The following is a 12,274-nucleotide window of genomic DNA, read 5'->3' as shown; positions in this document are numbered from 1 at the left end:
GGCCAATTAATCATTTATTCAATTGGCCTAGTACGCAGCATTCTAGTCTCGCGCACAAAACTAATCTCGCGCACCAAAGATAGCTGTACCAACACGTACCATGGTAGACCCATTGCCTATCGCCTCTGTCATATCGCCACTCATCCCCATGCTAAGTGTATCCCAAGCATCCAACTCTGGGTGGCTGGCTTTTATATCGTCAAACAATGCCTTGGTTCGTGCAAAAGCGTTTGTATCTGCTTTGGCAGGGATAATCATTAACCCGCGCAGTTGCAAGCGCTCATAGCCTTTAATCGCTATGATTAATGCTGGCAGTTCTGCTGGTAGGCAACCTGACTTGCTGTCTTCGTTATCAATATTTACCTGAATTAATACGTTCAATGCTGGGAGCTCATCTGGGCGTTGATCGTTTAAACGTTTGGCAATGATATCGCGCTCAAGGGTTTGCACCCAATCAAAATGCTCGGCAATATCGCGTGTTTTATTACGCTGAATACTGCCGATATAATGCCAGACGATATCCGCGCATGCAGGATTCGATTTTAGCGTATTTATTTTTTCAATGGCTTCTTGTAGATAGTTCTCGCCAAAGTGCTGCTGTCCCTCATTCGCCAAAGTAGCAATCATATTGGCAGGCTTGGTTTTTGACACGGCTAGCAAAATGGTAGTGTTGGCAGATCTACTATCTCGCTCAGATGCCTGTTCATAGGCTTGGGTCATTTGCTCTTTGACTTGCTGCCAATTAGCGAGAAGCGTCTGATTATCAACACTTTGATTTGTCTCTTTCATATCAGTCATATATAAGGCTCTCAAAATTTACTTAATTTTTAATAGGTTTTATAAATAGTTTATGGCTGAGACTGCTTAATTTAAATATTTTTAATAAAAATTATTTATCGCTCATATATAAAATTAGCTGAAAAATGACTAATTTCATATTTTCTTAAAGGAGTAGATGGTTAAATACTCACAGTCTTGTTATGATATTGTTACATGCTTTAACATATGCTACTGAATATGATAGCGGTGGTAAAGACGGCATGCTGGTTCACTCTTCAATATTTTACGCTTGAACAAAGCGATTGATGGATAGTTTACCACGTGCCTTTATGCTCTTTGTCTTACCCTGACTAATTGATAGGAATATCGGATTATGGCTGAAAAAAACACCTTAAGTATCGAAGACTTGCTACGTTTTACGGTCAAACATAAAGCATCGGATTTACATATTTCAGCTGGCATGCCTGCGATGATTCGTACCGATGGTGAGATGACACGCATCAATATGCCTGCGATGACGCACCAAGTGGTTCATCAGCTCATTTATGACATTATGAACGACAAGCAGCGCGCTGATTTTGAAGAGTTCTTTGAGACAGATTTTTCTTTTGAGATTCCAAATTTGGCACGTTTTCGAGTCAATGCATTCAATCAAAATCGCGGCGCAGGCGCGGTATTTCGTACCATCCCTTCTAAAGTATTGACCATGGAAGACTTAGGGATGGGCGACGTGTTCAAACGTGTCTCAGACTTCAAACGTGGCGTGGTGTTAGTTACCGGCCCAACTGGTTCGGGTAAATCGACGACGCTAGCGGCCATGATTAATTATATTAACGAAAGTCGTAAAGAGCATATTTTAACGATTGAAGATCCGATTGAATTTGTCCATGAATCGAAAAAAAGCCTGATTAACCAGCGTGAAGTGCACCGCGATACCTTAGGTTTTGAGCCTGCATTACGTTCGGCATTGCGAGAAGATCCAGATGTCATCTTGGTTGGTGAGTTACGTGACCTTGAGACCATTCGTTTGGCACTGACTGCGGCCGAAACAGGACATTTAGTATTCGGCACTCTGCATACTAGCTCAGCCGCTAAGACGATTGACCGTGTCATCGACGTATTCCCTGCCGCCGAAAAAGATATGATTCGTGCCATGCTATCGGAGTCACTACAAGCCGTTATTTCACAAACCCTATTGCGTCGTCAAGCTGGTGGACGTGTGGCAGCTCATGAAATCATGCTAGGCACACCCGCTATCCGTAACTTAATACGTGAAAACAAAATTGCTCAGATGTATTCTGCCATCCAAACGGGTGCAGGCGAAGGCATGATTACGCTTGATCAAACCTTAAAGAACTTGGTTGCAAAAGGCACCATCAGTAAAGATGTGGCTCGTCCTTATGCCAAGCAACCTGAGGCATTTTTATAGTCTCAGCCAAATCACAAAAAAAGCGTGAATGGTGCTAAATTGTTATTGGTCTCTATGAATGACCTTTAATACACTACTCTAAATAACTTTTAATCGACTTACATCGAATGCAGGTACGATATGGACATTGATAAATTATTGCAGTTGATGATTAATAAAAATGGCTCTGACCTTTTTATTACTGCTGATGTAGCGCCTTCCATGAAAGTAAATGGAAAAATTTTACCTGTCGGTAAAACCCCTTTGACCGCTGATCAAACCATGATGTTAGTCAAAGGAGTGATGACCCCTAGCCAGCAAAAAGAATTTAAAGAGACGAACGAGTGTCAATTTGCTATATCTGATGAAGCACAGCAAGCACGCTTTCGGGTCAGTGCATTCATACAGCGCGATATGGCAGGAATGATTTTACGGAAAATTGAGAATAAGATCCCAACTGTTGAGGGAACTACGCTTGCCGCCAGCGCTCAAAGAACTGGCCATGAAAAAGCGCGGCATTATCTTGCTGGTCGGCGCGACCGGCACAGGTAAATCTTCTACGCTCGCGGCTATGATTGGACATCGTAACCAAAACTCTCATGGGCATATCATTACCATAGAAGACCCTATCGAGTTTGTCCATAAACATCGTGGTTGTATCATCACTCAGCGTGAAGTCGGTATCGACACTCATTCATTTGAAGCAGGACTAAAAAATACGTTGCGCCAAGCACCAGATGTCATTTTGATTGGTGAGATTCGTAACCGTGAGGTCATGAGCTACGCTATCCAGTACGCTGAGACAGGGCATCTGGTATTTGCAACCTTGCATGCCAATAATGCCAACCAAGCGATTGACCGTATTATTCATTTCTTTGAAACCAGTCGTCATAATCAGCTATTTATGGATTTGTCACTGAACTTGCAGGCCATTATCGCTCAGCAGCTCATTCCAACCCCCTGATGGCAAAGGGACGCCGTGCTGCTATTGAGATTTTATTAAACTCACAGCTAATTAGCGACTATATCCGTAAAGGTGAGGTGCATGAAATCAAAGACGTCATGACACGCTCTCGAGACAGCGGTATGCAAACCTTTGATCAAGCGCTTTTTGACTTGTATGAACAAGGAGAGATCACTTATAAAGAGGCAATTTTGCATGCTGACTCCCCTAACGACTTACGCCTAAAAATTAAGCTCAGTAGCAAAAACGGTAAGGCTAATTTAGATGAAGGTGCGGATAGTTTATCTTTAGACATCAGTTAAGCTATTGAGAGTGATGTCAGTACATACTGAAAAATTAAACTCAAAAAAGCCCTCATTATCAATAATGAGGGCTTCTTAATATAAGAGATCTTAGAGTCATTTATAAAAATAAAGCTTTAATTGATAACCAAGGTCTTTACTTGGCACTGTCTCTGCAAGCTTGGTCAGCACAGATACCATATAAGACTAACGAGTGACCCGATAGTTTAAAGCCGTGCTTTTCTGCGACTTTCAGCTGCTCTTCCTCGATCATCTCATTATGGAATTCAATGATTTTGCCACAAACATCACAGACCAGATGGTCGTGATGCTCTTCTTGGGTAATTTCAAACACTGACAAGTTATTTTCAAAGTTATGACGCTCTACAATGCCCGCCTGCTCAAATTGGGTGAGTACACGATAGACCGTGGCAAGACCAACATCTTCACCTTGTTCGATGAGCGCCTTGTATATTTCTTCTGCACTCATGTGGTGTAACTCGGCGCTTTCTAGCAGCTCTAAAATCTTAATACGAGGCAACGTAACTTTCAATCCTGCTCTACGTAAATCTTGATTGGTAAAAGAAGCCATAATATCCCCTTCTGACTGTGACAGTCTTAGCAAATGAAAAACTAAAAATATGAGATAAATAATCGTTGCTGATTATTCTTTATTAAATATAAGTGGTTTTAACACCCTAAAAACAGTGCTGATGAGGGTGACGGACTGCTTTATAATTCCCTGAATAACCGCAGTGCAAGCCTATGAATTTAAAATATAAATAATAAAACCATTCAGGTGGTGTTTGGTAAATAATGTCGTAAGTGGTAGGCAATTGCAAGTAAATGACGTATCATTTGTCCAAGATTGTCGGTCAGACTCGCACCATCTAACTTTGGCCGCGCCTAATTCATTTCTTATGAGTCATCTTACCATGATAAAGACATTAAATTTTCGTCCGTTAAGCCATGCCAGCGTACTACGTAACATTGTTATCACCAGTATGCTGAGCGCTACTGTCGCTATGTCTGGCTGCTCACTATTGAGCGTTTATAAGATTGATTTGCCTCAAGGCACAGCGATTACTCAAACCCAAGCACAAAAACTAAAAGTAGGGATGAATCAGAACCAAGTACTTTATATCCTTGGCAGTCCTGCGATTAGAGATACCCTTGAGCCTAAGCGCTGGGATTACATTTACGATTACCAAGCAGGTACCGAAGGCCGCCGTAAAGGCATTGCTGATGTCAAAAATGCAAGCCAACACTTAGTTGTTTACTTTGATGATAATGGTTTGGTCACTCGCATCGAAGGTATCGAGAGCTTGCCAGCATCGTAATCCGTACGATTTATCAGCTCGAATGACTAACAGTTAAAATTAATAATAACTTAACCGCGAGATTTATTTTTGCGCTGAGACATTGGATCAGCGCTTAAACTGCGATATACCTCGATACGGTCAAAAGGCTGCAATAGATAATTCAGCGGCTGTTTTTGTGCATAGATGCCCACATGCCAACGTTTAGCGGTTGGCGTTGTAACGTTTACTGCTTGCTCACACCATTTTGCCAGCGCTGCAAACCTTTCAAGCCAGCCAGCTTTGCCTAGTGCCTCATACAGACTCGTACCTTGGCTAACCTTTAACGCCAGATAATGCTGGCGCTGCTCATCTTCCGCATACGCCAGATAGACTGTCATTAACTCCGATTGCAGCGCATTGCTATGCTTACCGCCATCACCTGTTAGCTCAACCACTGTATCACCCAACCTATTAACGCCAATAGCAATGCCAGCGGTACGACAAGACGTATCGCAACTCGCCATAAGTTATAGAATGCTTCGCTGCTAAAGTTCAATGATTTGCGTAAATGACTGATCTTCATCTGCCATCCTGCAAATACCGATAATAGTAGTACCGCTATGTTACTCACTATAACTAGAATGCCTACCAGCCAAGTCGTCGGAATCGCAACCACTAGTAGCAATGCTAAAACAAAAGTTATTATCAAGCTAACTAACAGCCCAAACTTATGCGCTAACTGCTGAGTACTGTAATGCAGCAAATAGCTAACGACGAATAGTACGCCAGCCCAATAGAGTAGTTGTCCAATCGGTGGTAACGACATACCACTAATAAATAACGCGACAACCCCTACCAATAGCTGCAACACCCAAATTGGCAATACCGATTTGGTGGCACGATAATTACGAGCAGCCTTATTTTGTGCCTGTTGGCTGCTTGCTTCCACGGCAGTGACCGTCTCCTTACTGACCAAGTTTTGCCCGAACCAGTACAACCCTGTACCCGCACCAACACTGACCAATGCTAGCGCCACTGCCCGCGCCCATTCAACCAAGCTAATATCGGTCATAGCAAAACTAATATTAGGCACACCATTTGCGATGCCCAATATTAATCCAACGACCATCAATCCGAGGCCAATAGGCAAAGGCGCAACGCCAAGCAGACTTAATAGCACAGTAATAACCATCAACCCTGCGGCAACCGCAAAACTTGGTACATCAGGGGTACTATTAAGCTCAGTCAAAGCGGTTAATATCCCTGTACTGGCACCTGATATGATCAATGCTGCAATCACAATAGAAACCAATGCAGCCAGCCAACCAAAGCTTCGCCATATTGGGCTTGCATCTGATTCGCGAGTGAGCTTTTGCATACCGGCCAAAGGTCCCTCGACACTACGATAAGCCAAAGCTATCTCAGCATAAACAACTGGCAACGCGACCAACACCATTGCTAGCAGCCATAATAACCAAAAATCGATCTCACCGATTGAAGCAGGGGCAAACCAGCGAAATAATAACAACGGTAACAATACCGCGATAAAATAAGAAGCATAACGGATCATCATAATCTCAATCCAAACGATCTAATACCATTCACAAAAACGACAGTAGCAAGCAAAACGAGTTCGATACAGCTAATCGCATTTTTGAGTATGGTATAAAGTGAATAACGGTAATTTATAATTATACAGAGCAATGAGTTGCCTCTGTAAAGCAATTCAGCTGTACATTGTCTTTTCAATATAAGGGACAAACAGTTATAAAAAAACCCCGAAATCGGGGTTTAGTAGTTCAGACATGATCAATATGTGCAAGGTGCTCAATAATTCTATCTACAACGTGCGTATCAGATAGTGATCATCAGTGCCGTTTAATTAGTGAATAGCACTCACATAGTCTGACAAGATACGAATGTCACGATCTGATAATTTCGATGCAACGGTTTGCATCATACCCATCTCACCTTCTTTCGCAGCATCATTGACACGTTTTTGATCATCGCTATCGATATCATCAGCACGTCCAGCGGCGCGGAATAGTTTTAGCTGAGTGGCAATGTATTGAGCATGCTGCCCGCCTAATTTTGGAAACGCTGCCCAAGGGTTACCTGCAGCATCCGGACCATGACAACCAGCACAACCAATCACACCGCGTGACTTATCGCCACCCAAGAATAATTTGGTGGCTTCTTGGTTCGTTGCAGGGTTGCCGTATCCAACACCCCAAGGCGCTTGGCTAGAGTAGTAACCTGCCACGTTGGCTAGATCTTGCTGAGACAAGTTAGCAACCTGTGACTGCATGACACCGTTTTTGCGATAGCCTGCTTTAAAGTTAACTAACTGTTTATAAAGATATTTTACATTTTGGCCGCCAAGGTTTGGCTGCGCAGGAACAATACTGACCCCATTAAGACCATGACAAGCAGCACAAACGGTTTCTGCAATTTTCTGACCTGCATCGACGTCATACTCAGGAACAATAATAGCAGCTTGTACGCTGAAACTTGCAACGCATAAGCTGGCAGCAGCGATTAACTTTTCATTGATACAAATCCTACTAGCTCGGCGTAAGCATTATTTAGAGTGATTGCACGGATAAGATACCTAATATAGTCGCCTCTTTAATCATAGGCGTGGCATATATTTTGAGGTCTTGGACACAAGCAGTCTGAAAGTACTTACTAACATCAGGGTTTATTTTCGATTATTATAGCAAGACTTTGTATCATTTGCCTACTTAATCGTAGTATTCATCAGTTTTCTGATGAGCATAGCCTAAAGTATAGGGCAAAAATAAAAAGCGCATTCAGGTTGTAAACCCAGCGCTCTATCTTACTTATCGCTTCAAGCTTCATTTCTAAATGGACTACTTGCTCATATACTCGATAAGCTTACGGTAGTCATCATCACTACAGGTGTTACAAAGACCGCCTGCTGGCATTTGAATCATGCCACTTTTGACAGATTTAATGAGTGTCGGCATGCCCTTTTGCTCAATAAGTTTCTGCCATTTGGCACTATCGCCTTTTTGATAGCATTTAGTGCGCCACTATCATGACAGGCTGCACATGAGTTATCATAAGTAGTAGCAATATCAGCCGCACCTGCGCTACTGATCATGATGCCACTTAGCAATAAGGCAGCACTGCCAACTGTTAGAGCATGATAGCCCTTACTAAGAAGTCTATTGATTGAAAACATAGAGCACCTCCTCGTGAGATTTCACGTATCACATCAATCGTTCTATTAGGGCGTGTCGAACATTCGCAAATAGGCACTGCTGATCGCTAAAATGGTTCCAGACAAGGCACAAAGCGACGATAATGCAGATGCCTTAGCGAGATTTGTAACGCAGTATGGGGCAATTTTAGCATCAGCCCCAAAGATAAAAGCAGGGGACAGGACTCTTTTTTGCCGCTTCATCGTTAAAAATAAGCGCTTAGAGTGACTAAACTTATTATTTTTAACATCGAATCGCCTAAAAAATAGTCGCTGTCAGTGCCATGGTCGAATGTTCAATACGTCCTAAATGTCTTTTATTAAACATTGTAACAATATATGTCATGCAAACATAGATAAATTATATTCAGCTTTGTTAACACTAAAAACTTATTCTAATCAACAATTAACTTTAATGTTATCCTACTATTTATATGATGCTAATCGCAGTTATTTCAATAAGTAAGACAGGTAATAGTATAGAATAGCGGATAATATCAAATCGCTAACTTTACAAGGTGTAAGCGCTGATAAAGAAGAGCCTCTTTCCACTTTTTGCATATTTGCTAAATTGAAGTCATGGCTTAAACCAACCACCAGCTAACCAGAATTTTATACCCGTATCTAATTTTTTAAGATTAATGAGCCATTTATGAATACCCCGTTTACCGATGTTGCTGCCGAACATGCGCTGTTCAACACCAAATCTCGTCAGAAAATTCAGCAGACTGAATTTATGACCTCAGCGCCCACCTTTAAGCTTTGCCCACCTGATATGGGATTAGAAGTTGCCTTTGCAGGACGCTCAAACGCTGGTAAATCCTCAGCTATCAACGCTTTGACCAATCAGCGCCAGCTTGCACGCTCGTCCAAAACGCCTGGGCGCACGCAGATGATTAACTTTTTTAGTATCGGTAACACTGATAGACGACTGGTTGATTTGCCAGGTTACGGCTATGCCGCTGTACCACTTGAGATGAAAAAAGAATGGCAGGTCGAGCTAGAAGAGTATCTAGTATCGCGCTCAAGTCTTGCTGGCCTAGTGCTGATGACGGACATTCGTCACCCACTCAAGTTTTTTGACGAGCAGATGCTGCATTGGGCAAAAGATGGCGAGCTACCTGTCCATATTTTGCTCACCAAAGCTGACAAGCTAAAATATGGCGCGTCCAAAAATGCCCTACTCAATACCCGCAAAAGACTCAAAAAACTCGGCTTAAACTGTACTATCCAGTTATTTTCAGCCTTGAGAAAGAAGGTCTGGATGAGCTGGCTGGTGTCATGGGTAGATGGTACGACTACCAGCTTGATAATGACAAAATCATTGAGAGTAATCTGACACAAAATGATACTGCTAATGATGCTAGTGAACAACTGGTAGCTAACTCAGTGACAGACGCACCAAAAGATGCTGAATAAATATTGTCTTTGCCAGGCATCAAAAAGGGGTTTGTCGATATTAACGATAAACCCTTTTTTTATGTAAGTTAAAAGGCTTTTATTTAAGCACACAATAGCTTAGCCAATGCTTGCGGCGTATCAACCTGATATGTCGGCTGCTGAGCGGCAAGCTCTGCACTTGTTGCTGTGCCATAGTTGACCGCGATACTGGTCATGCCAAGCTTGGTTGCCATTTGAATATCATAGATACTGTCTCCGATAAACACGGCATCAGAAACCTTTTTTTGTGTATACGCCAAAATATCGGTTAACATCTGCGGATCAGGCTTTGAGCCTGACTCATCAGTACAGCGTGTCATGACAAAATAATCGCGACTGTCAGAGGCATCCAATACACGATCGAGCCCTTTTCTTTTTTTTACCAGTTGCAACAGCAAGCTTTTTGCCCTGCACCTGCAGAGTCTGCAACATATCCTCTATCGGCTCAAAGAGTGGCGTGCAGTGGCTATTAGCAATATAGTACTCTGCATAAGTCTGCTGAATGGCGAGCGTCTGCGACTCATCTGCATAAGGATATAAAATCTCGATACCATTCATTAAACTCAGACCAATGATGTCTTTCACCGCTTTATCAGTCGTCTTAAATCCATGTGCCTCTCCAGCCACATGCATAGAATCCACAATTAAGCCGATAGAATCCATCAGCGTACCGTCCCAGTCAAAAATAATTAGTGTCTTATCAGATAGACGGTGCTCATCTGCTAGCTGAGAGTGTTGAGTAAGTTCTGGCGTATCAGTGGTAAATAATGCAGTCATGGATTCACCTTAACGAATAACAATAGTAAGTAGCAGATACGAAAACGTCACGGCGGCTTATTGATTAAATAAGGTATCGTGACGTTTTCATGTTTCTATAAAGGTCTACATTTTTAGACCAAAATGATTATATTTAGACTTATTCAGGCAACTTGGCTGTCTCTGGTAGCCAATCCGCCATGTCGTCTGGCAATGGTGCGGTAATAGCGTCATAACCCGGAATATCTAAGCGCCACGCGTGGAGACACAGACGATGAACGCCTGATTTATCATGCACGTTATACTTATCATCACCCAAAATGGCATGACCAATATGAGCCAAATGCACACGGATTTGATGCGTACGGCCAGTTAGTGGCTTGGCTTCGATGAGGCTAACTGGCTGACTATTAATCATAAAACGCTCATGAATGATAATATCGGTTTGGCTGTCTTTGGCTTGCGGGTCTTGGCTATCTACCTTGACACGGCGCTCACCATTAGCAAGCGTATAGCGTAACAATGGTGCATTGATACGTTGCTCATTCAGCGCAGGCTGTCCTTTGGCCAGACATAGATAGTGCTTTTGAATAGTCTTGTCTACCAAATGCTGCTGCAATACTTTGAGTGTTGAGCGTTTTTTGGAGATCATCAACAGCCCTGAGGTATCTTTGTCGATGCGGTGAATCAGCTCTAGATACTTTTGCCCGTCACTTCACGCATGGCTTCGATGACGCCGAAGTCCAAGCCGCTACCGCCATGCACTGCAATACCAAAAGGCTTGTTTAGTACGATCAAGCCTTCATCTTCATAGACCACGCGAGCGAGCAAGCTTTTGGCAAACTCAGGTACTGATGATAGGTTTGTCACGTGTTGCCAACTCCACAGGTGCGATACGCACGACGTCTTCACGCTGCAATCTATCATGTGCCTTACAGCGTTTATTGTTGACGCGCACTTCATCTGAGCGAATCATTTTATAGATGTGCGATTTTGGCAAACCCTTCAAGCGATTGAGCAAAAAGTTATCCAAACGCTGGTCGTGCTGATGGCGTGTTACTTCAAGGTAGTTTACCTTGCCGAAGTTGCTAATCTCATCGTCAGCGCTTTGTGGGCGGGTTTTACTATTGAAAATAGCAGGCGCTTCATGGGTAGGAGCGTCGTCAGTCATTTTGAGTTTGTCATTTTTAGTTAGGTATTTACACAAAGATTTGTTATAGTTTAGCATGTTGAGCGACAATTAAGCAGAGGCGACAGCAATAATCATTGTTGTTTCAGATAGCTGGTCACTGTTTTATTACTTTCCAGTGTTTACTGATTGTTGGTAAAGAGGTCAATGCTATTTACCCTGCTGCTATGAAACGTTTCATCTAATTGTAGGGCCAGTCGTTTAGAGGCATTAGCATTTAAAGGTATTCGTTACCAAACACAGCCCTATAAATTAAAACACTGTATCGAATTTTACTCGGTACCATAAAACAAATAGTGACACTAAATACCATCGCGTTAATAACTTTGACGATCAGTCTATTTATTAACGGATGACAACACCACATTGACTCACTAACTGCATGACAACGACTTTTTTTGATAACTATTTATTATTTAATGATTACTTATCTGATGGTCATTTATGACAGCATAGTTGAGCAAGTATGGGTCGGTTAGCGTTAGGATCGAAAAATAGTTCGATAGCTGCCTGAGTATTGGTGGTCAAACAGATGACGATAAAGAGGTAAATACGATACCATGCTGACAAGCTGGTCCATTACTCTGTTTGCCAAGTACGCCCCGCTGATAACCAAAGCTGTGATACCTAACCTTGAGACACCCAAGATATTATTGACGATATATAAAGAACGATAAATAAAGAGTAACCAATCGCTTTGCCTGAATAGATAACCGCTGACTGATGACGCTACGATATATAGTAGCAATCACGACCGCGATATTATTGTTAGACTTTGAAGGGATGAATGGCTACCGCAATATGCCTTTTTAATATCAGTATTTTTTAGACCCGTAGCTGTCCGTCGCCCACGCTTACAACGTGCGCCAACATCACTACCAATAGAACGTACTGACATTAAGAGAGTTTTTATTCGCTGACATATTCAT

General features: G+C 42.4%; 10 protein-coding genes and 3 pseudogenes. 4 read left to right on the top strand and 9 right to left on the bottom strand.

The genetic code is table 11. From position 1 onward, the window contains the following. Nucleotides 1-60: 60 nt before the first annotated feature. Nucleotides 61-789 (bottom strand): YggS family pyridoxal phosphate-dependent enzyme, encoded by a 729-nt coding sequence (locus tag PKHYL_RS02025; RefSeq protein WP_093067942.1) that lies wholly within the window; start codon nucleotides 787-789, stop codon nucleotides 61-63. Between the two features lie 364 nt (nucleotides 790-1,153). Between PKHYL_RS02025 and PKHYL_RS02020 the strand changes: the two genes are divergently transcribed. Both PKHYL_RS02020 and PKHYL_RS02015 read left to right on the top strand, forming a co-directional pair. After that, nucleotides 1,154-2,209 carry a type IV pilus twitching motility protein PilT gene (locus PKHYL_RS02020; RefSeq protein ID WP_071002368.1) on the top strand — a complete coding sequence of 352 codons (1,056 nt, stop codon included), beginning with the start codon at nucleotides 1,154-1,156 and terminating at the stop codon, nucleotides 2,207-2,209. A 120-nt stretch (nucleotides 2,210-2,329) separates the two neighbouring features. Then, nucleotides 2,330-3,454, top strand: a pseudogene (locus tag PKHYL_RS02015) (PilT/PilU family type 4a pilus ATPase). 136 nt (nucleotides 3,455-3,590) lie between these two features. On the opposite strand, the gene fur reads toward PKHYL_RS02015, so the two are convergent. Beyond that, nucleotides 3,591-4,025: a ferric iron uptake transcriptional regulator gene (fur, locus tag PKHYL_RS02010; RefSeq protein ID WP_058024231.1), complete on the bottom strand. Its 435-nt coding sequence runs from the start codon at nucleotides 4,023-4,025 to the stop codon at nucleotides 3,591-3,593. A gap of 328 nt (nucleotides 4,026-4,353) precedes the next feature. Between fur and PKHYL_RS02005 the strand changes: the two genes are divergently transcribed. Next, complete coding sequence (locus PKHYL_RS02005; RefSeq protein ID WP_058024230.1) at nucleotides 4,354-4,773, top strand: outer membrane protein assembly factor BamE; 420 nt, start codon at nucleotides 4,354-4,356, stop codon at nucleotides 4,771-4,773. A 50-nt stretch (nucleotides 4,774-4,823) separates the two neighbouring features. Here the strand turns inward: PKHYL_RS02005 and PKHYL_RS02000 are convergent, their stop codons facing one another. The 4 genes from PKHYL_RS02000 to PKHYL_RS01985 form a co-directional block, all read right to left on the bottom strand. Continuing rightward, complete coding sequence (locus PKHYL_RS02000) at nucleotides 4,824-5,201, bottom strand: RnfH family protein (RefSeq protein WP_240365861.1); 378 nt, start codon at nucleotides 5,199-5,201, stop codon at nucleotides 4,824-4,826. Beyond that, entirely contained in the window at nucleotides 5,177-6,307 is a 1,131-nt protein-coding gene (locus PKHYL_RS01995) for a hypothetical protein (protein WP_240365860.1), read from the bottom strand. Before PKHYL_RS01995 ends, PKHYL_RS02000 begins: the two co-directional genes overlap by 25 nt. 309 nt (nucleotides 6,308-6,616) lie before the next feature. Then, complete coding sequence (locus tag PKHYL_RS01990; protein ID WP_240366478.1) at nucleotides 6,617-7,288, bottom strand: c-type cytochrome; 672 nt, start codon at nucleotides 7,286-7,288, stop codon at nucleotides 6,617-6,619. A gap of 399 nt (nucleotides 7,289-7,687) precedes the next feature. After that, on the bottom strand, nucleotides 7,688-7,942 hold the full coding sequence (locus tag PKHYL_RS01985; protein WP_240365859.1) for a cytochrome c5 family protein: 255 nt from the start codon (nucleotides 7,940-7,942) through the stop codon (nucleotides 7,688-7,690). Nucleotides 7,943-8,612: 670 nt separating this feature from the next. Here PKHYL_RS01985 and yihA point away from each other — a divergent pair. Next, a pseudogene (gene yihA / locus PKHYL_RS01980) lies at nucleotides 8,613-9,379 on the top strand (ribosome biogenesis GTP-binding protein YihA/YsxC). A gap of 83 nt (nucleotides 9,380-9,462) precedes the next feature. On the opposite strand, the gene PKHYL_RS17050 reads toward yihA, so the two are convergent. The 3 genes and pseudogenes from PKHYL_RS17050 to PKHYL_RS01970 all read right to left on the bottom strand — a co-directional run bounded on the left by PKHYL_RS17050 (nucleotide 9,463) and on the right by PKHYL_RS01970 (nucleotide 11,327). Continuing rightward, nucleotides 9,463-9,753, bottom strand: coding sequence for an HAD family hydrolase (locus PKHYL_RS17050; RefSeq protein WP_269778223.1), 291 nt, complete (start codon nucleotides 9,751-9,753; stop codon nucleotides 9,463-9,465). Further along, a complete protein-coding gene (locus PKHYL_RS17045; RefSeq protein ID WP_269778222.1) occupies nucleotides 9,740-10,177 on the bottom strand; it encodes an HAD hydrolase-like protein in 438 nt (145 codons plus the stop codon). Before PKHYL_RS17045 ends, PKHYL_RS17050 begins: the two co-directional genes overlap by 14 nt. A 139-nt stretch (nucleotides 10,178-10,316) precedes the next feature. Further along, a pseudogene (locus tag PKHYL_RS01970) lies at nucleotides 10,317-11,327 on the bottom strand (RluA family pseudouridine synthase). Nucleotides 11,328-12,274: the final 947 nt, after the last annotated feature.

This window comes from Psychrobacter sp. KH172YL61, assembly GCF_007182895.1.
Classification (GTDB): Bacteria; Pseudomonadota; Gammaproteobacteria; order Pseudomonadales; family Moraxellaceae; genus Psychrobacter; species Psychrobacter pacificensis.
This window is presented reverse-complemented; position numbering and strand designations above follow the sequence as displayed.

What these genes read in the sequence shown, in the direction of transcription:
- PKHYL_RS17045 (WP_269778222.1), bottom strand. Translation starts at nt 10,177, where the DNA reads ATGACTGCATTATTTACCACTGATACGCCAGAACTTACTCAACACTCT.
- PKHYL_RS02020 (WP_071002368.1), top strand. Translation starts at nt 1,154, where the DNA reads ATGGCTGAAAAAAACACCTTAAGTATCGAAGACTTGCTACGTTTTACG.
- PKHYL_RS02005 (WP_058024230.1), top strand. Translation starts at nt 4,354, where the DNA reads ATGAGTCATCTTACCATGATAAAGACATTAAATTTTCGTCCGTTAAGC.
- PKHYL_RS01985 (WP_240365859.1), bottom strand. Translation starts at nt 7,942, where the DNA reads ATGTTTTCAATCAATAGACTTCTTAGTAAGGGCTATCATGCTCTAACA.
- PKHYL_RS01995 (WP_240365860.1), bottom strand. Translation starts at nt 6,307, where the DNA reads ATGATGATCCGTTATGCTTCTTATTTTATCGCGGTATTGTTACCGTTG.
- fur (WP_058024231.1), bottom strand. Translation starts at nt 4,025, where the DNA reads ATGGCTTCTTTTACCAATCAAGATTTACGTAGAGCAGGATTGAAAGTT.
- PKHYL_RS02025 (WP_093067942.1), bottom strand. Translation starts at nt 789, where the DNA reads ATGAAAGAGACAAATCAAAGTGTTGATAATCAGACGCTTCTCGCTAAT.